We start from the raw sequence: 26,491 nt of genomic DNA, 5'->3' as shown, positions 1-26,491 counted from the left end.
CAGAATCAACTTTTTGCTGCACAAGCGCAAACTAAACGCATTGCAAGACTTGATTTTCAGGGCAAATCAGTCTTGCGGGCAACTGCGGTACCCCGAATAAGTTTAGTCGCCTTCGCCCGGTTCCGGGGAGAAGTATTTCTCGAGTTTACCGGTGACGCCATCCATTTCCTTGGCATCGCTGGGCGCATCTTTCTTCGCCGAAATATTCGGCCATTTTTCCGCATATTCCGAATTCAGCTGCAGCCAGCTGTCGAGGCCCGGCTCGGTGTCCGGCTTGATGGCCTCCGCAGGGCATTCCGGTTCGCACACGCCGCAATCGATGCACTCATCCGGGTGGATGACGAGCATGTTCTCACCTTCGTAAAAACAATCGACCGGACAGACCTCAACGCAATCCATATATTTGCAGCGGATGCAATTGTCGGTCACAACATATGTCATTTACTGGCTCCTGAAGACACCATAGTCAGCGTGTCAGCGGTTGAGGTAACGATTTGGCACCGGCCTGACAAGAGGGGAAAACGGACTGCGGCACCAGAACGCGGCCCGAAAAATCTCGACGTGCAAAAGGATTGTCTTCATCACATCAGGACCGAGCTATTGTCCAAGTCCGCAGCGTGCCATTCATCGCATCGCGATGACCTGCCGACAAGCAACCATTGTCCTCTAATATAGGTGTTGCGGAAATAATATTTTAGTCCCGCCGACGAATTTGGAGATAATTTCGATGTTTCGGCGTTTTGCCCGGGAAACCACAACGCGGATGCGTCAATCATCCGAGCCGTTGTCCCGGCCCTTCATCAGCCGGTCGACGTCCCGCCGTTCGCGCTTGGTGGGACGGCCGCTGCCCGCATCGCGTCTGGGCAGCATGTCGAAGCGGCTCATGGCATCCTTCGGCGATGGCGGCGGCGAAATGTCCTCGTACAACGTCCGCGCCTCCTCGGCGGGTCCGCGCCGGGTACCGCCGGACAGGACTTTGTAAATGAGAATGCGCCGGTCCAGCGTGATCGTCAGCACATCACCGGGTTTGACCCCGTGTGATGGCTGGTCGATCTTGTCCTTGTTGACCCGGACGTTGCCGCCCGATGCCAGCTTTGCAGCGAGGGAACGGGATTTGACCACCCGCGCGAAAAACAGCCACTTGTCGATGCGCTGCCTGTCGGTTCCCGTCATTTAGGGTCAAACCCTCACTTCTTCATCTGCTCCTTCAACGCCAGCAACTTGGCGAAGGGGGAGTCCATGTCGATCTTGACCGGGCGTTCTTCCCGCTCCGGACGCTTGCCGTGATTCTGCGGCTTGCCGGAGGGCTTGCCGCCTTCCTGCCGGGAGCGGTCGCCGCCGCCGGGCTTGCCGCCCTTGCCGCGGAAATCCTTGCGCTCACCGCGCTCGCCCTGCGGACCGGCATTGCGGTTCGGACGGCTTTGACGCTCCTCGCCCTGGCTGTTGCCATTGCGGGCCTGCGGTTCACGCTGATTCTCGCGTCCGCCCTGTGGACGGCGGTTGTTGTTGCGGCCTTCGAAGCGGGGAGCCTGGCGCCAGAGCAGCACCGGCTTGGGTGCTTCTTCCGCCGCTGGAGCAGTTGCGGTTTCAGCAGCAGCCGCAGGCGCTTCTTCGGCAACCGCAACGGCTGCCACAGCCTCGACAACCGGTTTGACGATCGGATCACCAACCGGTTCGGCCGCCGGCACCGATTTGGTACCTTCCGGCGCAGCGGCAGCCGTTTCCTGCAGGGCAGGTGCCTGAGCAACCGCATCGAGTTCGGCAACCTTGGCCGACACAACGGCTGCATCGGTTGCTTCCGAGCGGTAGCCGAGATTCTTCAGGATTTCTTCCATATCGTCGGCTGTTGCGCCGAGAATGGACATCATGGCCGGGGTGACGACGAAACGCGTGCCGTCATAGGCACCGTCGGGCCGTGTTCCGCTTCCCGGCTTCCATGCCAGTGCCGGACGGATGAGATCGGCCAGACGCTCGAGAATATCGATGCGCACGGCACGGCGTCCGAGCAGCCGGTAGCCCGCGAGGCGATAGAAGGCCGGATCGAAGGCCGGATCGGTAACAACCGACGTGCGGCCTGCGGAAAGAACCTGCACCACATCGCCATAGCCGGGACGATCCTTGGCATCTTCCTTGAGCGCCCATAGCAGCGTCAGCAGACCTGCAGGCGCTGGTTTGAGCAATGCAGGCAGGAAGACATGGTAGGCGCCGAAGCGCACGCCCAGACGACGCAGGGCCGCGCGCGAATCCTGATCGAGGCCGCGGACATCTTCAGCCACATCGCGGCGCTGCAGCACGCCAAAATTTTCGACGAGCTGGAACGCCAGTCCCCGCGTGATCCCGACCAGCGCATCCGCGTTGGCAAGATCAACCAGCGGCTTGAGCACCGTATCCACATGATGGGCGAGGAAGCGGTCAACCCGCGCAGCGACCTTGTCGCGTGCCGGTCCCGTCAGCTGCTCGTCGGCCAGCAACACCGCTCGGGGCTTCAATGGCTGCTCACCCGAGACGACCGAGGCGACCGGAGCGCCAATCCAGCGCAGCGTCCCGTCCGATCCCAGGGCAAAGTCGCCGTTCGCGGAAGCGGCAAAGCGCTCGGCGCGATTGTCGAACTCTGTCGCCAAGGCTTTTTGTGCAGCGGCCTTCACGGCTTTTGCATCGGTTCCATCGATCTGGCTGTCCGTGGTGAAACGGAATCCATCCAAACGTCCAACATGGTGCCCTTCGACAACAACGTCCCCGGCAGGGCTAATTTCGGCTTCTAGCATTGTATTCTCTCTCAGGCGCCTCATAAGCACGCTTGTCCTGCGGTCTACGAAGCGTTTCGTCAACCGTTCATGCAGTGCATCTGATAATCTGTCCTCAATTTCACGCGTCTTTTCTTGCCAATGTGCCTGATCTGCCAGCCATCCCGGCCGATGCGACACAAAAGTCCAAGTTCTGATCTGGGCAATCCGCCGCGACAAAGCATCGATATCGCCGTCGGTCGTATCAGCCCGGTGCACCTGTTCGCCCATGTATGTTTCGTTAACATGACCATGTTCGACGAGATCTGTATAGATCGATGCAATAATATCCGCATGCTGCGCCGGTGCAATTTTGCGGTAGTCCGGCAACGCACAGGCATCCCACAGGAGGGCCACCCGTTCCGGCGTGTTGGCCAGCGGCGCGATATCCGGATCTTTCGACAGATATTCAAGCGCCTGCTGATCCACGGCAGGCAGTGCCCGGGTCAATCCCTCCACCGGTGCGGGTGTGTCGATCGACCGTCTCAGTGCATCAAGGCTGGAGAAATCAAACCGGGCGGTGCGCCATTGCAAAATCTTGACGGAATCGAAGGCATGCGATTCCACGCGCTGCACCAGTTCTTCTGAAAAACCGGAGACCTGACCTGTCACGCCAAACGTGCCATCGCGCAGGTGCCGCCCGGCGCGCCCGGCGATCTGGCCGATTTCGCCCGGCGACAGATCGCGGAACTGATAGCCGTCAAACTTGCGGTCCTGCGCAAAAGCCACGTGATCGACATCGAGGTTGAGCCCCATGCCGATGGCATCGGTGGCGACCAGATAATCCACATCGCCCGACTGGTAGAGATCCACCTGGGCATTGCGGGTGCGCGGGCTCAAGGCCCCCATGACCACGGCGGCACCGCCATTCTGGCGGCGGATAAGTTCGGCGATGGAATAAACCTCATCCGCGGCAAAGGCCACGATGGCGGTGCGCGGCGGCAGGCGCGTGATCTTTTTCGAGCCGGCATAGGTCAGATTGGACAGGCGCGGACGCGTGACGACGGAGATGCCGCGCAGCAGCTTTTCCAGTATGCCGCGCATGGTGGCCGCACCAAGCAGCAAGGTTTCCTGACGGCCCCGCAGATGCAGGATGCGGTCAGTAAAGATGTGGCCACGCTCCAGATCGTTGGCAAGCTGGACCTCGTCGATGGCAACGAAATCCATATCCGTCTGGCGCGGCATCGCCTCGACGGTACACACCGCATAGCGCGCGCCGGGCGGCATGATCTTTTCCTCACCGGTGATCAGCGCGACATTGGCAAGCCCTACCCGTTCGGCAACACGGTTGTAGACTTCACGCGCCAGCAGGCGCAGCGGCAGGCCGATCATGCCCGTCTGGTGCGCCAGCATCCGCTCAATAGCGAGGTGAGTCTTCCCCGTGTTCGTCGGCCCCAGAACGGCGGTGACGTCACGACCGCTCAGGATCAAGGGAAGTTCGGGAGTAGGCATAAGGTTCATCAAAAATATCCAACACCGGCACGACGGCCTCACCAGAACCAGCAAGGCATGCCGGGCATGCACTATCCGATAGCATTATCGGCATCAGACAGAAAGTATGCGGCGACCTCAAGATAAACAATTGCGAACCGATTCACGGAGTGTTCCATTAAGAAACAGAACGCGAGCAGAACGAATCAGCGACGAATCAGCTATAGGATCAGATTCCTGCTTTGTTCACGGCCACATCTAGCTTTCCCGGGTGCGAGTCGCACAAGATGCTGAATCAGCGGGAACAGGATTTCAACGAATCGGTCCACCGCCGTTAACCTTTGGCTTTTCCGCGCAAAAGCGGGCGGTCCGCCGTCAACGATTTTTTGCTCTGTTAAGAAAATCGCAATATTTCCTTATAGTTAGTTAAGGAATCCAAGGCCCGGGCGCTCCGTTTTATTAACACTCCGATCAAAGGAAGAACGAATCAGCGACGAATCAGCGCTTTGTCCACTTTCCTGTTTTGTTCACGGCTACATCTTGTGCTGAAGGCGCGGGAGTCGCACCAATCCCCGAACGCATGGGCAGGAAATAGGACAAGATTCAGGAAACGCCGTTAACCTTTGGCCGCGAATATCCGAAGCGCCGCCGCACAAAACGAAAACGCCGCCGGCTGTTTCCAGCCCGCGGCGTCTTTTGATTTGCTTCCGATCAGCTGAAATACTGCCCGCCATTGGCTGTCAGCGTCGAGCCGGTGATGAAGCCGGCATCGTCAGAGGCGAGGAACACCACGCAGCGCGCGATTTCTTCCGGTTCGCCCAGACGTCCGACCGGGATTTGCGGAATGATGCGCTCGTTGAGCACCTTCTCGTCGATGGCCCGCACCATTTCCGTGCCGATATAACCGGGACAGATGGCATTGACCGTAATGCCGGCGCGCGCGCCTTCCTGCGCCAGCGCCTTGGTAAAGCCGATATCTCCGGCCTTGGCCGCGGAATAATTGGCTTGCCCGGCCTGGCCCTTTTGTCCGTTGATCGAAGAAATATTGATCACGCGGCCGAATTTGCGGTCACGCATCCCCGTCCATACCGGATGGGTCATGTTGAACAGGCCGGTCAGATTGGTGTTGATCACTTCGCCCCATTGACCTGGGGTCATCTTGTGGAACATGGCGTCGCGGGTAATGCCCGCATTGTTGACCAGCACGGCGACGGGGCCGTGATCGGCCTCGATCCTGGCAATACCGGCAGCGCACTCTTCATAGTTGGAAACATCCCACTTGTAGGTGGCAATACCGGTCTTTTCCGTGAATTTCTTCGCCGCGTCGTCATTGCCGGCGTAATTTGCCGCGACCTTGTACCCTGCCGCTTTCAGGGCCACGGATATGGCTGCGCCGATACCACGTGTTCCGCCCGTAACGATTGCCGTTTTGGTCATATTTCCCCTCCCTAATTCATGTTGGATCAAAGTTAGTGTTGTTGAAAAAGAGACGTGGCAGCAGCCTGGAAATTTAGTGCTGCCGGAACACGGGTTCGACAAACGCCGAACCCGTGCTCATTCTTGCAGATCAGTCCTTGACGCGCTCAACGCACAGGGCAATGCCCATGCCGCCGCCAATGCACAGCGTGGCAAGGCCCTTTGTGCCATTGCGGCGCTTCAATTCATAAAGCAGTGTGTTGAGCACCCGGGCACCGGAAGCGCCGATGGGATGACCGATGGCGATGGCACCGCCATTGACATTGACGATATCGGGATTGAGCCCGAGATCCTTGTTGACGGAAAGCGCCTGCGCCGCGAAGGCTTCGTTGGCTTCGACCAGATCAAGGTCCTCCACCTTCCATCCGGCCCGCTCCAGCGCCTTGCGTGACGCAGGGATTGGACCCGTGCCCATGATGGCAGGGTCGACACCGGCCGTTGCCCAGGAAACAATGCGGGCCAGCGGCTTGACGTTGCGGCGCTTGGCCTCGTCCTCGCTCATGAGCACCACGGCAGCCGCACCATCATTGAGGCCGGAGGCATTGCCTGCGGTAACGGTGCCTTCCTTGTCGAAAGCAGGCTTCAGCTTGGCTAGGGAGTCGAGTGTCGCGCCGTGACGGATATACTCGTCATCCGCAACGATCACGTCGCCCTTGCGGGTCTTGACCGTGAACGGCACGATTTCATCCTTGAACTTGCCCGCCTTCTGCGCGGCTTCCGCCTTGTTCTGGGAGCCAAGGGCGAACTTGTCCTGGTCTTCGCGGGTGAACTGCCACTTGCGGGCGATGTTCTCGGCGGTATTGCCCATGTGGTAGCCATGGAAAGCGTCGGTCAGGCCATCCTTGATCATCGTATCGATCATCTTGAAATCGCCCATCTTCACGCCGCCGCGCAAATGCGCGCAATGCGGCGCCATCGACATGGATTCCTGTCCGCCCGCCACGATGATATCGGCATCGCCGGTTGCGATCTGCTGCATGCCGAGGGCCACGGCGCGCAGACCGGAGCCGCAAAGCTGGTTGAGCCCCCAGGCTGTCGCCTCCTGCGGAATGCCTGCCTCCATGGCCGCCTGGCGGGCCGGGTTCTGCCCTTCGCCGGCGCTGAGCACCTGGCCCATGATCACTTCATCGACATCGGCACCATCGACACCGGCGCGGCTCAGCACTTCCTTGATCACAGCAGCGCCGAGTTCGTGGGCCGGGACGTTGGCAAAAGCACCGTTGAACGACCCCACGGGGGTTCGCGCTGCACTGGCGATAACGATGGATTGGGTCATAGACGTCTCCTTATCATTGAGATGCTGAATTCATTCAGCTTGGCTTCCCGAACAGAATTCCCTCCCTGCGGCAGTTTGACAAGGGGCATTCGCCGCGAAGCCAAATTTATCGCCTGCAAGGCAGAGAAAGGCGAGAATGATCTGCGCGATGGATGCGGCGCACAAATCACTTTGATTTGTGCCGCTTTCCCCCTATCCTCGTGGATATATCAGTAAGCGGGCACGCAAATTCAGACCATTTGAGTCTGATGACATGAGTTGGGGAGTTCTCTGATGGCAGCAAAAACCGGCGACGTCGTCATTAAAAAATATGCCAACCGGCGCCTCTACAATACCGGCACAAGCACCTATGTGACGCTGGAAGATCTCGCCGAGATGGTGAAGCGCAATGAGGATTTCACCGTTCAGGACGCCAAGACCGGAGAAGACATCACCCATTCCGTCCTGACCCAGATCATCTTCGAGCTGGAAAACAAGGATGGGCAGAACATGCTGCCGATTCCGTTCCTGCGCCAGCTCATCGCCTATTACGGCGACCAGATGCAGGTGGTGCTGCCAACATTCCTCGAACAGTCCATGAGTGCCTTTGCCAAGGAACAGGAGCGCATGCGCGAGCAGCTTTCGGCCGCCTTCGGCAAATCGCCGATCGACATGATGAACATCAGTGCGCCGGTCAAGCTCGTCGAGGAGCAGGTTCGCCGCAACACCGAAATGCTGCAGCACGCCATGCGCATGTTCACGCCATTCCCGCTGAACAAGACGGCCGGAGCGGCCGAGGCCGACGAAACACCCGCCGCCGAAACCGCCAAGAAGGATACCGGGCTGGACGAACTGAAAGAGCAGATCGCCGCCATGCAGCGCAAGCTGGACTCCCTCGACAAATAATCCAGGCCACATCCGTTTTTGACTGAATATCCGGCTCGCGCGGCGGATCGGCTTTTGCATTCCATGACCATACGAACCCAAGAGGACACCATGGCCCAACTCTCACTTTCCAAAGCCAACACCATCATCAAGGCAGCGCTTGCCAAGGGCACCGAGGCCGGCATGCGTCCGCTCTCGGTGGCCGTGCTCGATGCCGGCGGCCACCTCAAGGCCTTCCAGAAACAGGACGGCGCTTCCCTGCTGCGCTTCGAGATCGCCTTCGGCAAGGCGTTCGGCGGCCTGACCATCGGCACCGGCTCGCGCACCGTTGAAAAATTCGCCAAGGAACGCCCGCACTTCGTCGAAGGGCTGGTGGCGGCGTCGGGCGGGCGCGTCATCCCGGTGGCAGGCGGCGTTCTCATCAAGAATGCCAAGGGGGAGCTTCTCGGCGCGGTCGGCATCACCGGCGACACTTCCGACAATGACGAGATTGCAGCGATCGCCGGTATTCAGGCGGCCGGTTTCATCGCCGACGGCGGCCAGAGCTGATCATCGGCCCAGCAACATCAAACCCCGGCAGATGGCCTCCTCTGCCGGGGGTTTTGCATGATGTCAGCGGAAGTTGACGTCGCGCCCGGCAGAGCGCAGCGAAACGGTGAATCCCGCCAGAATATCGAAAAAAGCCATCGCCATCAGAATGAAGAACAGCGAATGCGAGGCGCTGGGAACCAGCAGGAATTCCACCAGAAATGCCACGAACACGAAGGTCGAAAGGAGATGGTCAACCACCGAGGCATTGCTCGTGCGCGTTGACTTCATGATCTCGAAGAACAGCAACGCCAGCGACAGCACGATCATCAGGTCGCCCAGTGTCATCCGCCATACGCCGCCCGACAGCATCTGCATGGAATAGAGCTGCGTTGCCCACGGATCGGCGCCGCCGATACCCGTCAATCCGGCAACCACCAGATTGAACACGACAAGCGGCACGATCATCAATGGAATATTGGAAATCACGGCATCTGTCTCCCATCAGCATGTCATAAACAAAAAAAGACCGGCACAAGGCCGGTCCTCTTTATCACGAAATCCAGGAAGGGATCAGCCTTCTTTCGGCGTCAGAACCTGACGGCCGCGATACATGCCGGTCTTCAGATCGACATGGTGCGGACGGCGCAGTTCGCCTGAATTCTTGTCTTCGACGTAAGTCGGGGCCTTCAACGCGTCGGCGGAACGGCGCATGCCGCGCTTCGACGGAGAAGTTTTTCTTTTAGGTACAGCCATTGTTCCTGCTCCAGTAATCAGTCAAAATCCGGCGCTGGCCCGATCGAGCCTGTCACAATGGACAAAATTCCGGAAAGTTCGGCTGGGGCTATACACGGCTTGAGAGCTTTTGACCAGCATGAGTCGCATATTTTTTGTCGCAAATGCCGATATGCCGGGATTTGCGCCGATAGAGGGTCTATTTGACACAACCAATATACGCACCGGCGCCCCGCGCACGCCGTTCATTGAGCCTTGCCAGCGTTTGCAACCCCTGCCCCGGCCGCGCCGGATTGCGCGCGATCGGGTTGGGCAGGGTCACCGCGAGAAAGGCCGCCTGCCGCGGTGTCAGCCTTGCCGCACTCACCTTGAAATGATGCTGCGCCGCCGCCTCGATGCCGTAGATGCCCGGGCCCCATTCGGCAATATTCAGGTAGATTTCCATCACCCGCCGTTTGGTCAGGATCAGATCGGTCATCATCGCCAGCGGCATTTCCAGGCCCTTGCGGATGAAAGACCGGCTGTTCCACAGGAACAGGTTCTTGGCGGTCTGCATCGTGATCGTCGACGCACCGCGCGTCTGCTCGCCATCCATCGCATCGGACACAACCAGGTTCATCGCATCCCAGTCGACGCCCGAATGAAAGCAGAACCGCGCATCCTCTGACATCATGACGGAATGCACCAGCACCGGGGAAATCTCGTCCAGTGACACCCAGCGCCGGTCATAACCGGAAAAAGTCACGAGGTCCTTCACCATCAAGGTGGAAACGGGATGCACGAACGGCAGCCGGTACAGGCTGAGCAGGATGATGGGGATCATCATCAGGAGGATACCCGCCAGAATCAGGTAGCGCACGATGCGCCCCAAAGGCGAGCCGCCCGGACTGACCAGATAGCCTCCGCCTCTTTTGTTTCTGACCAGAACCCGTGTCACACCCGCCGCCTGCGTTGAAAGCCCACCATGGACATAGAGCAACCATCCGCCAAAGGGAACCATTTCCATGCCATTCCGGCCATGTTCACAATGACAACAAGGCAAAAATGCAAAAGCAGCGCATCTAATCATTGACCGGGCGCCGATTTTTCGCTCATTGCCAGATCATGATGACAGATCAAGACACTTCCCTGTTTCAGATGACATTGCTGCATCGCGCCGCCTCGGTGGAAACGCTGCTGACGGGCCTGCTCTCGGATCAGCCGCAAGACGGTGAGATCAGCCGTCCGCCCCGCCTCATGGCAGCGATGCGGCACGGCGTTCTCAATGGCGGCAAGCGTCTGCGCCCCTTCCTCGTCCTGGAAAGTGCCGCTCTCTTCGGTGCCGACACCCCCGCGGCTTTGCGGGTAGCGGCGGCGCTGGAATGCATCCACAGCTATTCGCTCGTGCATGACGATCTTCCGGCCATGGACAATGACGATATGCGCCGCGGCCAGCCGACGGTGCATCGCAAGTTCGACGAGGCGGCCGCCATCCTTGCGGGTGACAGCCTCCTGACCTACGCGTTCGAACTGATTGCTGCCGAGGCGACGGAACTTGATCCTAGCGCCAAGGTTGCACTGGTGACGGCACTGGCACGCGCTGCCGGTATCGGCGGCATGACCGGCGGCCAGGCGCTCGATCTGGAAGCGGAAAAGGTCAAGCCCGACGAGGCCGGCATTATCCGCTTGCAGGCCATGAAAACCGGCGCGCTGATCCGTTTCGCCTGCGAGGCCGGTGCCATGATCGGCAATGCCAATTCCCGGGATCGCGAACGGCTGGCGGAATATGGCTCGGCCATTGGTCTTGCCTTTCAGCTGGCCGACGATCTGCTCGACGTTACCGCCGATGCTGCCCATATGGGCAAAGCCACCGGCAAGGATGCGGCGGCGGGCAAGGCCACGCTGGTTTCACTGCACGGGATCGACTGGACCAAGCGCCAGTTGAGCGGGCTGGTGGCACAGGCCGAGGAATTGCTTGCGCCCTTCGGCGAAAAGGCTGCCCTGCTCAAGCAGGCCGCGCGGTTCATCGCCGAGCGGCAGAGCTAGAATCATTCGGCCGCGTGCGAGCCTGCACCCTGGCCGAAGCGGTTTTCGATATAATCGGCAACCATCTTCTGGAATTCCTTGGCAATGCCCGCACCGCGCAGGGTCGCCACTTTCTTGCCGTCGACAAAGACCGGAGCCGTCGGCGTTTCGCCGGTTCCCGGCAGTGAAATGCCGATATCCGCCATCTTGGATTCGCCCGGCCCGTTGACGATGCAGCCCATCACCGCGACATTGAGCGCTTCGACACCGGGATATTTCTCGCGCCAGACCGGCATGTTGTCGCGAATATCGCTCTGGATCGATTGCGCCAATTCCTGAAACACGGTGGATGTGGTCCGCCCGCAACCGGGACAGGCCGCGACAATCGGAATGAACTGGCGAAAGCCCATGGTCTGCAGCAATTCCTGCGCCACCTGCACTTCCCGTGTCCGGTCACCGTTCGGTTCTGGTGTCAGCGATATGCGGATCGTATCCCCGATACCCTGCTGCAGGAGGATGCCGAGCGCTGCCGAGGAAGCGACAATGCCCTTGGAGCCCATGCCGGCTTCGGTAAGGCCGAGATGCAGCGCATGATCGCAGCGCCGCGCCAGCTCCGCATAAACCGCGATCAGGTCCTGCACCTGGCTGACCTTGGCGGAAAGAATGATCCTGGAGCGCGGCAGGCCGATTTCTTCGGCCAGCTGCGCGGAAATCAGCGCCGACTGGACAATGGCTTCCCGGGTGACCTGTTCCGCCGTCAGGGGTGCGCCCGCCGCATGGTTCTGGTCCATCAGTGCCGTCAGCAGTTCCTGATCGAGCGAGCCCCAGTTGACACCGATGCGCACCGGCTTGTCATAGCGGATCGCCATTTCGATGATGGCGCCGAACTGCGCATCCTTTTTGTCCTTGAAGCCGACATTGCCCGGATTGATGCGGTATTTCGCCAGCGCTTCGGCGCAGGCCGGATGGTCCGCCAGCAGTTTGTGACCGATATAATGGAAATCGCCAACCAGCGGCACGTTCAGGCCAAGCCGGTCCAGCCTTTCGCGGATTTTCGGCACGGCGGCAGCGGATTCATCCCGGTCAACGGTGATGCGGACGATCTGCGATCCCGCGCGGGAAAGCGCTGCCACCTGTGCAACGGTGCCGTCCACATCGGCTGTATCCGTATTGGTCATCGACTGCACCACAACGGGTGCGCCTCCGCCAACCATGACCCCGCCCACATCGACGCCAACGGAGGCGCGGCGGGCAAAGGGCTGCGAATAATAGTCAGACATTGTCAAACTCCAGATATTCCCTTCACGTGGCGCAGGGAACGCCTTGTGTCAACACCATGTGACATGAACGCGGCAAATTCAAAGCAAATGCTCTTCCCGATCACGCCACAGTGAACCGTATGACAAAGTGTTCACGTTCCAAAGCTGGTATTCTTGCTGCAATGCAATATATTCCAGACGCCTTCAACACGGTTGTTAAACCAAAGGAAGTTTCTCATGGCCAAGAAGACCGCAGTCGTCACAGGTTCCAACTCCGGCATCGGACTGGGTTCCGCCCACGCCCTCGCAGCGGCGGGTTACAATGTGGTGATCAATTCCTTCACGGACCGCCCGGAAGACCACGATCTTGCCAAGGAGATCGCCGCACAGCATTCCACCGGCGTCGCCTATATCAAGGCCGACATGTCCAAGGGTGACGAATGCCGTGCCCTGATCGACCAGGCAGCCGCCGCATTCGGCAGCGTCGATGTGCTGGTCAACAATGCCGGCATCCAGTTTGTCGCCCCTGTCGACGAGTTCCCGACGGAAAAATGGGATGCGATCATCGCCATCAACCTGACCTCGGCGTTCCACACCACCGCTGCGGCGCTTCCCTATATGAAGAAGGCCGGATGGGGCCGCATCATCAATATCGCCTCGGCCCATGGCCTGCGCGCATCGCCGTTCAAGTCGGCCTATGTGGCGGCCAAGCACGGCATTCTCGGACTGACCAAAACTGTAGCGCTGGAAGTCGCCGAAAAGCATATCACCAGCAACGCCATCTGCCCCGGTTATGTCCTGACACCGCTCGTCGAAGCACAGATCCCCGACCAGATGAAAGCGCACAACATGGACCGCGAAACCGTCATCCGCGAAGTCATGCTGGACAGGCAGGCGACCAAGGAATTCGCCACGGTCGACCAGATCGGCGCAACGGTGGTGTTTCTCGCCAGCGATGCGGCGGCGCAGATCACCGGTACATCCATCTCCGTCGATGGCGGCTGGACGGCGCAGTGATGAACCACAAACCCAAAGTCATCAACATCGCGCTGCAGGGCGGCGGCTCGCACGGCGCCTTCACCTGGGGTGTTCTCGACCGCATTCTGGAAGATGGCCGGTTGACCATCGAGGGCATATCCGGCACCAGCGCCGGTGCCATGAATGCTGTCGCGCTGGCTGATGGCTGGAGCCGCAACGGTCCCGATGGCGCCCGCGAAAAGCTCTATGAGTTCTGGCGGGCGGTGGGCCGCACCGGGCAGTTCAGCCCGGTTCAGCGCACGCCGTGGGACCGCTTTTTCGGCAACTGGTCCGTCGAGAACGGCGTCGGGTATAATCTGTTCGAGCAGTTCTCGCGCATGTTTTCACCCTATGAGTTCAACCCGTTCAACCTTAACCCCCTGCGGGATGTGGTCGAGCGTGAGATTGATTTCGACCGGGTGAAAGCCTGCTCGGCACTCAAGCTGTTCATCTCGGCGACCAATGTGGAAAGCGGCCGCCTGCGGGTCTTTTCCCAGTCGGAGCTCAATGCCGATGTGGTGATGGCATCCGCGTGCCTGCCCTATATTTTCCAGGCGGTGGAGATTGAAGGTGAACCCTACTGGGATGGCGGCTATGGCGGCAACCCGGCGCTCTATCCCTTCTTCTATTCGACCAAGAGCGAAGATCTGCTGCTTATCCAGATCAACCCGATCGAACGGCGCGGCGCGCCGAAGACCGCCCGCGAAATCACCGACCGTATCGACGAGATCACCTTCAATGCGGCGCTGCTGCGTGAGTTCCGTTCGATTGCCTTCGTCAATTCGCTGATCGATGCAGGCCGGATCGAACACGGCGAATACAAGCATATCCGCATGCACCGTATCGATGCCGATGTGGCGTTGGCCGGCCTTGCGGCCTCATCGAAAATCAACGCGGAATGGGCCTTCCTCGAATATCTGCGCGATCTTGGTCAGGCCGCAGCCGATGACTGGCTGGAAGAGCATTTCGATGCGGTGGGCGAGCACGCGACACTCGATCTTTCCGGTGAACTTTCTCCCGAAATGAATGTCGGATTGAAAGCCCACAAGGCCGGACGGCGGGTGACCGACTTTCTGCTGCAGCGCAAGAAACCGGCGGTCGCGGCAAGCCGCCGGGCATAGATCAGCTGCCCGGGTTTTCGTTGCGGTCTGCGCTGGCGGCAAGATTGGCCATCAGGAACACCACGACGAGCAGGCAGGCCAGCACCATATAGACCGGACCGAACCCCGTGCGCCCGCCGACAAAGCCGATGGCCGAGGGCGCGACCAGAATGCCGGAATAGCCCATCAGCGTGACGAGGCTGAGGGCAACGCCCGAAGACGTTCCCTTCTGGTTCCCCGCAGCCGAGAAGGCGATGGGCACCATATTGGCGATGCCCAGCCCCGCAAACGCAAAGGCCAGAATGGCGATCCAGGGGCTTGGCGCGAGGCTTGCAACCAGCATGCCCGATGCACCAATGAGCGCGGAAATGCGCAATGTCTTCACCGCACCGAAGCGGTTGCGCACGCCGTCGCCGAGAAAGCGCATGACGGACATCGTTCCCGAAAATGCGGCGAAGGCAAATCCGGCCGTGGCAATATCGGCACCGCGCTCCTGCTTGAGGTAGAGAGCCGCCCAATCAAGCACAGAGCCTTCGGGAACCATGGAGAAAAGCGCCATGATGCCGATCAGGTAAATCAGCGGATTGGTCGGGAAAGCCAGCTTGCCCTTTTTCTCATGCACCACCGGCGCATCTTCAGTGATCATGTAGCGGAATGCGGATAGCCCCAGAACAATAGCAATGGCGGTGACCACCGCCGCGTGAACCAGATGGCCCTGTGCTTCGATCAGCAAGCCGCCGAGGGCGCCGCCGGCGAAGCCGCCAAGGCTCCAGAACCCGTGTGAGGATGACATGACGGCGCGGGACAGTTTTTTCTCCACCTCGACGGCATTGGCGTTCATGGCCACATCCATGCCGCCGATGACGGCGCCAAAGAGGAAAAGCGCGGGCGCCGCGATGTAAACATTCGGAGCCAGCGCCACCAGGAGCAGGGAAAAGCTGCAGAAGACGGCAAAGCCCTTGACCACCGCACGCGATCCGTACCGGCCGATGAGGTAGCCGCACCAGGGCATCGCCGCCAGGGCGCCAAGGCCAAACACCAGGATCATCAGGCCGAGCGTGAACTCGCTGATGTGCAGGCGCGTCATGAAGACGGGGATCTGCGGCGCCCAGCTGCCGATCAGAAATCCATTGAAAAAGAAAGCGCTGGCAACGGCCCAGCGGCCATAGACGGCTTTCTTCCTGTAGAGGGAGGCATCCATAGTTTTATCACCAGCTTGAATTTCGGACAGGATGGACATCACGCACCGCGTCTGTCGGCGATGACGACTTCGACACCCACGCTGCGAATCCGCTCAACAATCGACGGGTCGGCGGTTCTGTCGGTAATCAGCGTCGATATGGCCGAGATGGGCGCAATGGCAAAGGGCGCCTGCTTCAGCAGCTTTTCAGCGGTGGCTAGCAGCATCACTTCATTGCTCGCCTTGCTCATGGCCAGTTTCAGATGCGCGTCCTCGTAGTTCTCGGCGCGTAGCGTCAGGCTCTCGTCGATGGCGCAGGCGCCGAGCACACAGTAATCGACGTGCATGAGCTGCACTTCGGCAAGCGGCGACTGCCCGATGACGCTGCGGGTGAAACGATTCAGCGTGCCACCAAGAAGGATAACCTCGCACAGGGGATGGTCGAGAGCGGCCGAGGCAATATCCGGCGAACTGGTGATGATGCGCATCTGCAGGTTGACCGGAAGGGCGCGCACAAACTCAAGCACCGTCGTGCTCGAATCGAGAAGCATGGTGGCATTCGGGGCAATTCGTTCAGCGGCAACAGCGGCAACCGCCTTTTTCCCGGCCGTTTCATCCTTGGCGCGCTGCTGAAAGCTGCGAAAGCTCGAACTGCTGCGCGCTGCACCGCCATGGAAGCGCTGGACAAGCCCTGCTTCGGATAATTCGCGCAAATCCCGGCGTATGGAATCTTCCGACACACCGAATTCCGTCGCAACGGCATTCGCCAGGACGCGGCCGGATTCATTGACCCGTTTGAGGATCATGCTCTTCCGCTCTTCTGGCGACAGGTCTTTGGTCATTGTGGGGATACCCTGCACGTGCGCGCTCGCATTCCGCATCGGCTGCGGAATTCAACGACCCGACCATACTTCGTATATGCGCACTATTCAATGCCTGTTTATGCCGATATGTGCACAAACAGGCATCAGCACAAATCCATCCCGCCGTGCCCAAGATTGAACTCAAGGGCACGGCGCGGCGGGCTATGCGGACCGGATGGCGCTTACTCGTAGACGGCGAGCAGATCCTTGGCATCGATCTGGTCACCGGCACGGACCAGAATTTCAGCCAGCGTCCCGTCGCGTTCGGCACGCAACGCCGTTTCCATCTTCATCGCCTCGATGGAAAGGAGCACGTCACCCGCATTGACCTTCTGGCCAACCGAGACGCCGACCGTGGACACAATGCCCGGCATCGGCGCACCGACATGCTTGTCATTGCCAAGCTCTGCCTTGCGGCGGACACCGACGCTGCCCGCACGGGTGCGGTCAGGCACCTTCACGCGGCGCGGCTGGCCGTTCATTTCGAAGAACACGGTGACCATGCCCTTCTCATCCGGCTCACCCACCGCCTGATTGCGTACAACCAGGGTTTTACCACGCTCGATATCGAGGAAAACTTCCTCTTCCTGCGCCAGCCCGTAGAAATAGACATGTGTCGGCAGTACACTCGTCGGACCGTAAGTGCCGTGCGTCACGGCAAAATCGGTGAAGACTTTTGGATACATCAGATAGGAGGCAAATTCCTGGTCGCTGACCTTGCGCTCCAGCTTTTCCTCAATGTCCTTGCGCTCGGCCACGAGATCGGCCGGTGCCAGCAGTGAGCCGGGCCGATCGGTGAATGGCTCCTCTGCTTTCAGGATCTTCTTCTGAATATCTTTGGGCCAGCCCTTCGGCGGTTGGCCGAGATCGCCGCGCATCATCGAAACCACCGAATCCGGGAAGGAAATATCCTTGTCCGGGTTCTTCACGTCGGCGACGGACAAATCCTGGCTGACCATCATCAGCGCCATATCGCCCACGACCTTGGATGACGGCGTGACCTTGACGATATCCCCGAACATCTGGTTGACGTCGGCATAGGCCTGCGCCACTTCGTGCCAGCGTGTTTCAAGGCCGAGCGAGCGTGCCTGTTCCTTCAGGTTGGTGAACTGACCGCCTGGCATCTCGTGCAGATAGACTTCCGATGCCGGCCCCTTCAGATCGCTTTCGAATGCCGCATATTGCGTGCGGACCGCCTCCCAATAGAACGAGATGCGACGGATCCATTCCGGATCAAGCCCGGGATCGCGCTCCGTGCCCTTGAGGGCTTCGACGATCGAACCGAGACAGGGCTGCGAGGTATTGCCGGACAGGGCATCCATGGCAGCATCGACCACGTCGACTCCCGCATCCACGGCGGCAAGCACGGTTGCCGCTGAGATGCCCGACGTGTCATGCGTGTGGAAATGCAGCGGCAGGTCGGTCGCCTCGCGCAATGCCTTGAACAGCACCTTCGCAGCGCCCGGCTTGAGCAGCCCGGCCATGTCCTTGACCGCGATGATATGCGCGCCGGCCTTTTCCACTTCCTGCGCCAGATCGACATAATATTTCAGGTCGTATTTCGGCCGGGCGGAATTCAGGATATCGCCGGTGTAGCAGATGGCGGCTTCACACAGCTTGTCCTCTTCCAGCACCGCATCCATGGTGACGCGCATGTTCTCGACCCAGTTGAGGCTGTCGAACACGCGGAACACATCGACGCCGTTGCGGGCGGCCTGCTGCACGAAATACTTGACCACATTGTCGGGATAGCTCTTGTAGCCAACACCATTGGCGCCGCGCAGCAGCATCTGCAACAGGATGTTCGGTGCCGCTTCGCGCACTTCCGCAAGCCGCTCCCATGGATCTTCCGTCAGGAAGCGCATGGCCACGTCGAACGTCGCGCCGCCCCAGCACTCCAGCGAGAACAGCTGCGGCAAGGCACGCGCATAGGTGCCGGCCACCCGGGCGATATCGAAGGTGCGCATCCGCGTTGCCAGCAGGGACTGATGGCCGTCGCGCATGGTCGTATCGGTGAACAAGGCACGCTTTTCATTGCGCATCCATTCGGCGAACTTCTTCGGCCCCAACTGATCCAGCAGTTGCTTGGTGCCATCCGGGATCGGTGTCTCAATGAACGGCACCCGCGGCAGCGCCGCTTCAGCCGGCGGCGTGGCACGGCCCTTGGTTTCCGGATGGCCATTGACGGTGACGTCGGCCAGATAGGTCAGAAGCTTGGTGGCGCGATCCTGGCGCTTCACCTGTGCGAACAGCTCCGGCGTCGTGTCGATGAACTTCGTCGTGTAGCTGTTATCTGCAAACTTCGGATGGGTGATGATGGCTTCAAGGAAGGTCAGGTTGGTGGCAACACCGCGGATACGGAACTCGCGCAAGGCGCGGTGCATACGCTGGATCGTCTCGTCAGCGGTCGGCGACCACGCCGTGATCTTTTCCAGAAGCGGATCGTAATAGCGGGTGATGACCGCGCCCGAATAGGCGGTGCCGCCGTCCAGCCGGATGCCAAAACCGGTTGCACCGCGATAGGCGGTGATACGGCCGTAATCCGGAATGAAGTTCTGTTCGGGATCTTCCGTGGTGATGCGGCACTGCAACGCGTGGCCGTTCAGCTTGATATCCTTTTGCGCGGGAACGCCGGATTCCGGCGTTCCGATCGTCGCGCCTTCCAGAATGCGGATCTGCGCCTTGACGATATCGATGCCGGTGACTTCCTCGGTCACCGTGTGTTCCACCTGAATACGCGGATTGACCTCGATGAAATAGAACTGGTTTGTGTCGGCATCCATCAGGAATTCGATGGTGCCCGCACCGATATAAGCGGTTTTCGCGGCAATCTTCAGGCCGTAATCGGCAATCTCCTTGCGCTGCGCCTCGTTGAGGTAAGGCGCCGGCGCGCGCTCGACTACCTTCTGGTTGCGGCGCTGGATCGAACAATCGCGCTCGAACAGATGCACCGCATTGCCGTGCGTATCGCCAAGAATCTGCACCTCGACGTGGCGCGCACGCTGCACCAGCTTTTCAAGGTAGACTTCATCCTTGCCGAAAGCGGCCTTGGCTTCGCGCTTGCCCTCGGTAACCTCACGGGCAATATCATCCGGCGAGAAGATGGCGCGCATGCCGCGCCCGCCACCGCCCCAGGATGCCTTCAGCATGACGGGGTAGCCGATCGTCTCGGCAAGCTTCTTCACCTCGTCCATGTCGTCGGGCAGCGGGTCGGTTGCCGGCACGACCGGAACGCCGATCTCGATGGCGAGGTTGCGGGCAGCAACCTTGTTGCCGAGACGGCGCATGGTTTCCGGCTTCGGTCCGATGAAGATAATTCCGGCTTCACCGCAGGCCTCGGCAAATTCCGGACTTTCGGACAAGAGGCCATAGCCCGGATGGATGGCGTCGGCGCCCGACAGCTTTGCCACGCGGATGATTTCCTCGATCGACAGATAGCTTTCGATCGGCCCCATGTCTTTGGCCAGATGCGGCCCGCGCCCGACCTGATAGGACTCATCCGCCTTGAAACGGTGCAGCGCCAGCTTGTCTTCCTCCGCCCATATCGCCACGGTTTTCATGCCAAGCTCGTTGGCGGCGCGGAAAACACGGATGGCGATTTCTGATCGATTGGCGACGAGGATTTTCTTGATAGGCAAGGCGAAAACTCCGAAATCTCATACAGGCAATATGAGTGGTAAAACCCTATTGGCGGGGCGATTGCTGCACTGCAAACAATGCATTTGATCACAAGACGGTGAAATGTCCAACGGCAAAATGCCCGGCATGAGAGCCGGGCATTTCGCATGAGATAGCAAGCGGAAAGGCTTACTGCTGGATGTAGGTGTACTTGCCGTCCTTGTCCTTCTTCCATTCGTACATGACGTAGCCTGGAAGCTTTGGATCGCCCTTTTCGTCAAAGGAGATATCGCCGAGAACCGACTTGAACGGGCCTTTTCCCTTCAGAGCCTTGGCAACGGTTTCAGGATCATTCGACTTAGCAGCGGTTGCTGCTTCGACGATGGCCTGCACGGCGGCATAGGCGTAGAGGGTGTAGGCTTCCGGCTCAAAACCGGCCTTGCGGAACTTCTCGACCAGTTCCTTGTTGGCCGGGTTGTTGCGCGGATCGGGACCGAACGTGTTGAGCGTACCGACCACGGCGTCGCCGGCAATCGCTGCGAGCTCGTTGGTAACGATGCCGTCGCCGGAGATGAACTTGACCTTCAGGCCCTGATCAGCCAGCTGGCGGATGATCAGACCAGCTTCGGTATGCAGACCACCCCAATAAAGGACGGTAACGCCGGCCTGCTTTGCCTTGGCGATCAGTGCGGAGAAGTCCTTGTCGCCAACGTTGACGCCTTCATAAAGAACAGGCTTCAAGCCCTTTGCTTCGATCGTCTTCTTGGTTTCATCGGCAAGGCCCTGACCATAAGGCGTCTTGTCATGGATGACCGCGATCTTTGCATCCTTGTAATGCTCGGCGATATAGGCACCGGCAATGGCACCCTGCTGGTCATCGCGACCGCATGTGCGGAATGTGTTCCACAGGCCGCGTTCAGTGAATACAGGGTTTGTCGCGGCTGGTGTTACTTCAACAATGCCGTTTTCCGCATAGACTTCGGATGCCGGAATGGATACGCCGGAATTGAAGTGACCGACAACGAACTTCACGCCATCGGCAACGAACTTGTTGGCAACCGAAACGCCCTGCTTGGCGTCGGAAACGTCATCGCCCAGAACGAATTTGATCTTTTCGCCATTCACGCCGCCAGCCGCATTGACCACCTCGGCGGCCGCTTCGGCACCCTTCTGGATCTGCGCGCCGTAAGCGGCATTGGGGCCGGTCAACGGAGCACCAATACCGACCAGAAGATCAGCATAGGCGTGACCGCCCAAAGCGAGCATTGCTGCAACAGCAACACCCGAGAACAGTGACTTCTTCATTTGAAAACTCCCATTTTCTAGGTACTTACGAAACCCCTAACGATGAAATCTTCCCATCGCTTGAAGACCACATTTGCCGATTTTCCGGCGGTTGTCACGCTGATTCATTTCGCGTCAGCGAGATTGCTTAGGCCCCTTTTCTTTCCTTGAACGAGAAGGGGGAAACTTTTTCATAGAGCCAGTGATATTGCTGAACCATCTGGTTTGTCCGGGTGTAACGATAGCCCAATGTACCGATGATGATCAGTACGATCGTGTCGACGACATAGTAGTGCAGCGTCACCATCGTGCCCTCAAACAGGGCGAAGTGGATGAAGCGGACGCCGATGCCGAGAAGCAGCATGTAGAAGATCAGGATTGTATAGGAACGCCATGTCTTGGCGCAGGCGCGGCCCGCCATCCATGCGGCCCAGCCACCCATGACGCAGGTTACCAGCACAAACAGCCAGAATGAGGGTTCTTCGTACAAAATGCCTTGCATGGCAGTATTCCCCTTGCAGCACCGGATTTCCCAGACCCGCTGGAAAGCCGGTCCTATTTTTGTCAGTGACGCCCGCCCTCGAGATAGGCGGCGCGCACTTCCGGATTGGCGAGAAGATCCTTGCTCGATCCGCTCATCGTCACGATACCATTGACCATCACATAGCCGCGATCCGCCAGTTTCAGCGCGCCGAAGGCATTCTGTTCAACCAGAAACACCGTCAGGCCCGTGGACTTGTTCAGTTCCTTGATCGCCTCGAAAATGTGCTTGATGATCAATGGAGCAAGACCCAGCGACGGCTCGTCCAGAAGCAGCAGGCGCGGACGCGCCATCAATGCGCGGCCGATGGCCAGCATTTGCTGCTCACCGCCCGACAGGGTACCGCCACGCTGGTTGATGCGTTCCTTCAGGCGCGGAAACAGGTCGAAAACCTTGCGCACGTCCTCGTCATAAAACTCCAGATTGTCGAGGCTGGCACCCATCTGCAGGTTTTCCTGCACAGTCATGCGCGGGAATATGCGGCGGCCTTCCGGCGACTGGGCGATGCGCAGCCGCGCGATCTCATGGGTCGGCAATTGCGTGATGTCCTGGCCGGCAAACATCACCCGGCCCTTGCGGGCCCGAGGCATACCGAAAATGGTCATCATCAGCGTTGATTTTCCGGCGCCGTTGGCGCCGATCAGCGTGACGATTTCACCGGCATCCGCATGAACGCTGACACCGCTGAGCGCGCGGATATTGCCGTAATAGGTTTCAACGTTCTCGACGCTGAGAAGGGCCCCGGTCCTCGGAAGAGTTTGTGTTTCCGACATTACTTAGCCCCTCCGGTCTTCTTCGCAGCCGGTTTGCCCTGGCTCTCTTTCGCCAGCTTTTTGGCCTGGCCGATCCAGTCTTCGCGCGCGATGCGCCCGTCAAACGCCAGATAGGCTTCGGCGGCGATCACATCGGCCTTCTTCCAGGCCGCGATCTGGTCGAAATGGAAAATGCCATGTTCGTTGAGCCGGCGCTCGTTGACCGGGCCAATCCCCTTGATCAGGGTCAGATTGTCGGGCGTGCCGCCGCGCGGTGCGGCGAGCGCATTGGCGGTTGCTCCCGCCTTGATGGCCGGACCGGCGGGCTTTGCCGCGACTTCGGCGGTTGCAGCAGCCGGCGCTTCGGGGTGCGTCTCCGTGATTTCCTGGATGGCCTCCGTGGACAAAAGATCAACGGCCGCCGTGATATCATCAGCGCCGGTCGCCGCTGCGTGCTCGATCAGCTCGACCACCTCTTCGTCCTCGACGCCGAGATAGGCGGCAATGACCTTCGGGTCATTCTTCACGCTCGCCGGCGTTCCGTCGGAAATCTTCGTGCCGTATTCCAGAACAACGACGTGATCGGAGATTTCCATCACCACGGACATGTCATGCTCGATCAGGATGATCGAGGTCCCGGTTTCATCGCGGATGCTCAGCAGCAGCTGGTTCAGCTCCGCCGATTCACGCGCGTTGAGACCAGCGGCGGGTTCGTCCAGGCAGAGAAGCTCCGGATCGGTGCACATGGCACGGGCGATCTCGAGACGCCGCTGGGCGCCGTAGGGCAGATCGCCTGCCGGATCGTCGGCACGGTCGATGAGGTTGATCTTCTGCAGCCAGAAACGGGCTTTCTCAACCGCATCGGCGGCAGCCTTCTTGTAGGTGGGAAAGCCGAGAAGACCGAGGATCGTATAACCCGACGACAGCATCAGGGGATTATGCTGGGCGACCAGCAGGTTCTCCAGAACGGTCAGCCCCGAGAACAGCCGGATGTTCTGGAATGTGCGTGCCACTTTCGCCTTCTTGGTGATGACGAAGTCGGCCATGCGCTCCAGAAGATATTCCTCGCCATTCTGGCGGGTCATGGTCAGCATGCCTTCGGTCGGCTTGTAGAATCCGGTGATGCAATTGAACACCGTGGTCTTGCCTGCACCGTTCGGGCCGATCAGGGCGGTGATGTCCCCGCGCTTGGCTTCGAAGTTCAGGTCGTTGATGGCGATAAGCCCGCCAAACTTCATCGAGAGATGTTCAACGCGCAGCACGGCGCTGGGATTGTTACGCACTTCCGAAACCATCAGCCGTGCCCTTCTTTCGTAAACTCGCTGGAGATCATCTTGCGCTCGTGCAGGAAGGCACTCGGTTCCCGGTTACCGACAAATCCGCGCGGCTTCCACACCATGACGACAATCATGGCGAGACCGAACAGCAGCATACGATAGAGCTCCGGCGTAAAATCGTTGCCGAAGATCAGCTTGAGGAATTCCAGTTCGCGCAGGAGTTCCGTGCCGCCGATCATCACCGCCGCCGCGATGGCGATACCGATGAGCGATCCCATGCCGCCGAGCACGACGATGGCAAGAATGATCGCCGATTCGAGGAACACGAAGGATTCAGGACTGACGAACCCCTGGCGGGCTGCGAAGAATGACCCGGCAAACCCGCCGAACATCGCGCCGGTGGCAAAAGCCGTCAGCTTGGTGGTCGTCGTGTTGATGCCGAGGGACCGGCAGGCGATCTCGTCCTCGCGCAACGCTTCCCAGGCGCGGCCGATCGGCATGCGGCGCAGGCGGATCGTCACCCAGGCAGTCAGGAGAGCAAGGAACAGAATGAGATAATAGAGGAAAATCTTGTAGTAGACGCCGGAGTTCGGCAGGCCGAACATGGCGGCAAAACCGGTGGGGCCCGGCGTGAAGGGAATACCGAACATGGTGGCCTTGGCAATACCGGAGATACCGAATGTACCCTTGGTCACAACGGTCCAGTTGATCAGCACAAGACGGATGATCTCACCAAAAGCCAGCGTGACAATGGCAAGATAGTCACCCCGCAGCCGCAACACCGGAAAGCCGAGCACAACGCCCCACGTGGCGGCAAAGATACCGGCCATCGGCAGGAGCAGCCAGAAGGACAGGCCGAAATGCGCGGAGAGCAGGGCATAGGAATAGGCGCCGACCGCGTAGAAGGCGACATACCCAAGATCGAGCAGGCCAGCGAGACCCACGACGATGTTCAGACCCCATGCCAGCATGACGTAGATCAGGATCTGGATACCGAAATTGTCGACATATTTGAGCGAGCCCTGCACGCCGCTCTGGAACGACCATTGTCCGGTCACCGCGAACTGAATCAGCGCCAGGATCAGGATGACGACGAAGGGGTAGGTGAAAAGCAGGGCAAGGCCAAACCGCGACACCGTCGCCTTGAGCGAGCGGCGGTCGATCTTGGCAGCGACTGGCACCTTGCTTTTGGCCAGCTTCGCCTGTTCCCGCGACGGCGTAATGAACGCTGCGAAGATGAAGCGCCCAATGGCAGCCACGGCCACGAAGATCGCCAGCAAGCCCCAGCGCTGGGCGAGAACCAGTTCATTGTTGATGTTCTGGTCGGTGCGGAAACCAATGACAAGGAAGAACAGGCCGAACGCGATGATTCCGGCAATCACCGCTTCCCTGGCGGCTTTCACGTAGACGGAATCCTGTCCTGAAGATTGGATATCAGCCATAAGCTCAGACCTTTTCGACTTCGGGCCGACCAAGAATGCCGGAGGGCAGGAAGATCAGGACGATTGCAAGGATCGAAAATGCAGCCACATCCTTGTAATCGATGGAAAAATAGGCAGACCACAACGCTTCGATCAGCCCGATCAGCAGGCCGCCGACCACCGCACCGGGCAATGAGCCGATACCGCCGAGCACCGCGGCCGTAAACGCCTTGACGCCGGGTGTGAAACCATCGGTGAAGGATATGACACCGTAGAACATGAGGTAGAGCGTTCCGGCGACCGCAGCGAGCATGGCGCCCATGACGAAGGTCATGGAAATCGTCTTGTCCACGTCGATACCGAGGAGTGCGGCCATCTTGCGGTCCTGCTCGCAGGAACGCTGGGCCCGCCCGAGCGTGGTCCGGTTGACCAGATACCAGAATGCGGCAAGCAGGATCGCGGTGACGATAACGATCACCATCTGCTTGTAGGCAATGGTGATGCCCGTGCCGTAGATTGTCACACCGCCATTGACGAGCGGCGGGATCGGCTTGTTGCGCGGGCCCTGTGTGACCTGCACGAAATTGGACAGCGCGATCGACATGCCGATCGCCGTGATCAACGGCGCGAGGCGGAACGATCCGCGTAGCGGCCGGTAGGCAAGACGCTCGATTGTCCAGCTCCACAACCCTGTCAGCAGCATGGCGACAAGCATCATAAGGAGCAGCGCCAGCACAACAGGGACGCCGCCGATAAACGTGGTTAAAGCAAGAAAAACGATCATCGCCATGAACGCGCCAAGCATGAAAACGTCGCCATGGGCGAAGTTGATCATGCCGATGATCCCGTAGACCATCGTATAGCCGATTGCGATCAGTCCGTAGATTGAACCGAGTGTCAGACCGTTGATCGATTGCTGGATGAAGTACTCCATCGCAACGATACCCCTCATTTTCATTGGGAAGTTTCTTATCCGGTTTTTTTATCCGGTTCCCGTTTACCCCAACCTCTTTACACGTAACGTCTGCGTTAAAGAAAGCAACAGCTTTTTTAGCACAAACAGCGGCATCACATTTGCTTGC

General features: G+C 59.4%; 23 protein-coding genes. 5 read left to right on the top strand and 18 right to left on the bottom strand.

From position 1 onward, the window contains the following. Positions 1 to 102 precede the first annotated feature (102 nt). From fdxA to ACP7B1_RS02280, 5 genes are all read right to left on the bottom strand, one after another. The gene (gene fdxA / locus ACP7B1_RS02300; protein ID WP_105734377.1) at positions 103 to 441 is read right to left on the bottom strand and encodes a ferredoxin FdxA; all 339 of its coding nucleotides are present in this window, start codon (positions 439 to 441) and stop codon (positions 103 to 105) included. Positions 442 to 768: 327 nt separating this feature from the next. Further along, the gene (locus ACP7B1_RS02295; protein WP_346307843.1) at positions 769 to 1,173 is read right to left on the bottom strand and encodes an RNA-binding S4 domain-containing protein; all 405 of its coding nucleotides are present in this window, start codon (positions 1,171 to 1,173) and stop codon (positions 769 to 771) included. A gap of 14 nt (positions 1,174 to 1,187) precedes the next feature. Continuing rightward, the gene (locus tag ACP7B1_RS02290) at positions 1,188 to 4,244 is read right to left on the bottom strand and encodes a helicase-related protein (protein WP_346307842.1); all 3,057 of its coding nucleotides are present in this window, start codon (positions 4,242 to 4,244) and stop codon (positions 1,188 to 1,190) included. Positions 4,245 to 4,925: 681 nt separating this feature from the next. Then, a complete protein-coding gene (phbB, locus tag ACP7B1_RS02285) occupies positions 4,926 to 5,651 on the bottom strand; it encodes an acetoacetyl-CoA reductase (protein WP_105734374.1) in 726 nt (241 codons plus the stop codon). Between the two features lie 130 nt (positions 5,652 to 5,781). Then, positions 5,782 to 6,966 (bottom strand): acetyl-CoA C-acetyltransferase, encoded by a 1,185-nt coding sequence (locus ACP7B1_RS02280; protein WP_403180438.1) that lies wholly within the window; start codon positions 6,964 to 6,966, stop codon positions 5,782 to 5,784. A 273-nt stretch (positions 6,967 to 7,239) separates the two neighbouring features. On the opposite strand from ACP7B1_RS02280, the gene phaR reads away from it, so the two are divergent. Beyond that, positions 7,240 to 7,851 (top strand): polyhydroxyalkanoate synthesis repressor PhaR, encoded by a 612-nt coding sequence (phaR, locus tag ACP7B1_RS02275; RefSeq protein ID WP_105734372.1) that lies wholly within the window; start codon positions 7,240 to 7,242, stop codon positions 7,849 to 7,851. A gap of 90 nt (positions 7,852 to 7,941) precedes the next feature. Then, positions 7,942 to 8,379 (top strand): GlcG/HbpS family heme-binding protein, encoded by a 438-nt coding sequence (locus ACP7B1_RS02270; protein WP_223613726.1) that lies wholly within the window; start codon positions 7,942 to 7,944, stop codon positions 8,377 to 8,379. Positions 8,380 to 8,442: 63 nt separating this feature from the next. Here ACP7B1_RS02270 and ACP7B1_RS02265 read toward each other — a convergent pair whose 3' ends face one another. The 3 genes from ACP7B1_RS02265 to mtgA form a co-directional block, all read right to left on the bottom strand. Then, entirely contained in the window at positions 8,443 to 8,847 is a 405-nt protein-coding gene (locus ACP7B1_RS02265) for a hypothetical protein (RefSeq protein ID WP_105734368.1), read from the bottom strand. 84 nt (positions 8,848 to 8,931) lie between these two features. Continuing rightward, positions 8,932 to 9,114: a 50S ribosomal protein L32 gene (gene rpmF, locus ACP7B1_RS02260; RefSeq protein ID WP_008121851.1), complete on the bottom strand. Its 183-nt coding sequence runs from the start codon at positions 9,112 to 9,114 to the stop codon at positions 8,932 to 8,934. 178 nt (positions 9,115 to 9,292) lie between these two features. Next, on the bottom strand, positions 9,293 to 10,030 hold the full coding sequence (mtgA, locus tag ACP7B1_RS02255; RefSeq protein WP_288193000.1) for a monofunctional biosynthetic peptidoglycan transglycosylase: 738 nt from the start codon (positions 10,028 to 10,030) through the stop codon (positions 9,293 to 9,295). Between the two features lie 170 nt (positions 10,031 to 10,200). On the opposite strand from mtgA, the gene ACP7B1_RS02250 reads away from it, so the two are divergent. Beyond that, on the top strand, positions 10,201 to 11,118 hold the full coding sequence (locus tag ACP7B1_RS02250) for a polyprenyl synthetase family protein (protein WP_346307156.1): 918 nt from the start codon (positions 10,201 to 10,203) through the stop codon (positions 11,116 to 11,118). A gap of 2 nt (positions 11,119 to 11,120) precedes the next feature. Here the strand turns inward: ACP7B1_RS02250 and ispG are convergent, their stop codons facing one another. Continuing rightward, the gene (gene ispG / locus ACP7B1_RS02245; protein ID WP_374042709.1) at positions 11,121 to 12,377 is read right to left on the bottom strand and encodes a flavodoxin-dependent (E)-4-hydroxy-3-methylbut-2-enyl-diphosphate synthase; all 1,257 of its coding nucleotides are present in this window, start codon (positions 12,375 to 12,377) and stop codon (positions 11,121 to 11,123) included. Positions 12,378 to 12,593: 216 nt separating this feature from the next. Here ispG and ACP7B1_RS02240 point away from each other — a divergent pair, with 216 nt between their 5' ends. Together ACP7B1_RS02240 and ACP7B1_RS02235 are read left to right on the top strand one after the other, a co-directional pair. Then, positions 12,594 to 13,373 carry a 3-hydroxybutyrate dehydrogenase gene (locus ACP7B1_RS02240; RefSeq protein WP_223613730.1) on the top strand — a complete coding sequence of 260 codons (780 nt, stop codon included), beginning with the start codon at positions 12,594 to 12,596 and terminating at the stop codon, positions 13,371 to 13,373. After that, positions 13,373 to 14,494, top strand: coding sequence for a patatin-like phospholipase family protein (locus tag ACP7B1_RS02235; protein ID WP_223613731.1), 1,122 nt, complete (start codon positions 13,373 to 13,375; stop codon positions 14,492 to 14,494). Before ACP7B1_RS02240 ends, ACP7B1_RS02235 begins: the two co-directional genes overlap by 1 nt. Position 14,495: 1 nt before the next feature. Here the strand turns inward: ACP7B1_RS02235 and ACP7B1_RS02230 are convergent, their stop codons facing one another. The 9 genes from ACP7B1_RS02230 to ACP7B1_RS02190 form a co-directional block, all read right to left on the bottom strand. Then, entirely contained in the window at positions 14,496 to 15,674 is a 1,179-nt protein-coding gene (locus ACP7B1_RS02230) for an MFS transporter (protein WP_346307155.1), read from the bottom strand. Positions 15,675 to 15,712: 38 nt separating this feature from the next. Further along, positions 15,713 to 16,495, bottom strand: coding sequence for a DeoR/GlpR family DNA-binding transcription regulator (locus tag ACP7B1_RS02225; protein ID WP_346307154.1), 783 nt, complete (start codon positions 16,493 to 16,495; stop codon positions 15,713 to 15,715). Between the two features lie 203 nt (positions 16,496 to 16,698). Beyond that, entirely contained in the window at positions 16,699 to 20,154 is a 3,456-nt protein-coding gene (gene pyc / locus ACP7B1_RS02220) for a pyruvate carboxylase (protein WP_426136370.1), read from the bottom strand. A gap of 169 nt (positions 20,155 to 20,323) precedes the next feature. Then, positions 20,324 to 21,439: a branched-chain amino acid ABC transporter substrate-binding protein gene (locus tag ACP7B1_RS02215; RefSeq protein WP_223613735.1), complete on the bottom strand. Its 1,116-nt coding sequence runs from the start codon at positions 21,437 to 21,439 to the stop codon at positions 20,324 to 20,326. Between the two features lie 127 nt (positions 21,440 to 21,566). Beyond that, positions 21,567 to 21,920: a DUF6867 family protein gene (locus tag ACP7B1_RS02210; protein WP_346307694.1), complete on the bottom strand. Its 354-nt coding sequence runs from the start codon at positions 21,918 to 21,920 to the stop codon at positions 21,567 to 21,569. A gap of 62 nt (positions 21,921 to 21,982) precedes the next feature. Then, positions 21,983 to 22,732, bottom strand: coding sequence for an ABC transporter ATP-binding protein (locus ACP7B1_RS02205; RefSeq protein WP_223613737.1), 750 nt, complete (start codon positions 22,730 to 22,732; stop codon positions 21,983 to 21,985). Next, the gene (locus tag ACP7B1_RS02200) at positions 22,732 to 24,006 is read right to left on the bottom strand and encodes an ATP-binding cassette domain-containing protein (RefSeq protein ID WP_346307695.1); all 1,275 of its coding nucleotides are present in this window, start codon (positions 24,004 to 24,006) and stop codon (positions 22,732 to 22,734) included. The genes ACP7B1_RS02205 and ACP7B1_RS02200 overlap by 1 nt, the downstream gene beginning before the upstream one ends. Then, positions 24,006 to 25,430 carry a high-affinity branched-chain amino acid ABC transporter permease LivM gene (gene livM / locus ACP7B1_RS02195; RefSeq protein WP_346307696.1) on the bottom strand — a complete coding sequence of 475 codons (1,425 nt, stop codon included), beginning with the start codon at positions 25,428 to 25,430 and terminating at the stop codon, positions 24,006 to 24,008. Before livM ends, ACP7B1_RS02200 begins: the two co-directional genes overlap by 1 nt. 4 nt (positions 25,431 to 25,434) lie before the next feature. Next, on the bottom strand, positions 25,435 to 26,343 hold the full coding sequence (locus ACP7B1_RS02190; protein ID WP_105734358.1) for a branched-chain amino acid ABC transporter permease: 909 nt from the start codon (positions 26,341 to 26,343) through the stop codon (positions 25,435 to 25,437). Positions 26,344 to 26,491 lie beyond the last annotated feature (148 nt).

Source organism: Phyllobacterium sp. SL163 (assembly GCF_049896885.1).
In the GTDB taxonomy this organism is placed as follows: domain Bacteria; phylum Pseudomonadota; class Alphaproteobacteria; order Rhizobiales; family Rhizobiaceae; genus Phyllobacterium; species Phyllobacterium calauticae.
Note: the sequence above shows the minus strand (reverse complement) of the source record. Positions and strands in the feature narration are given on the sequence as shown.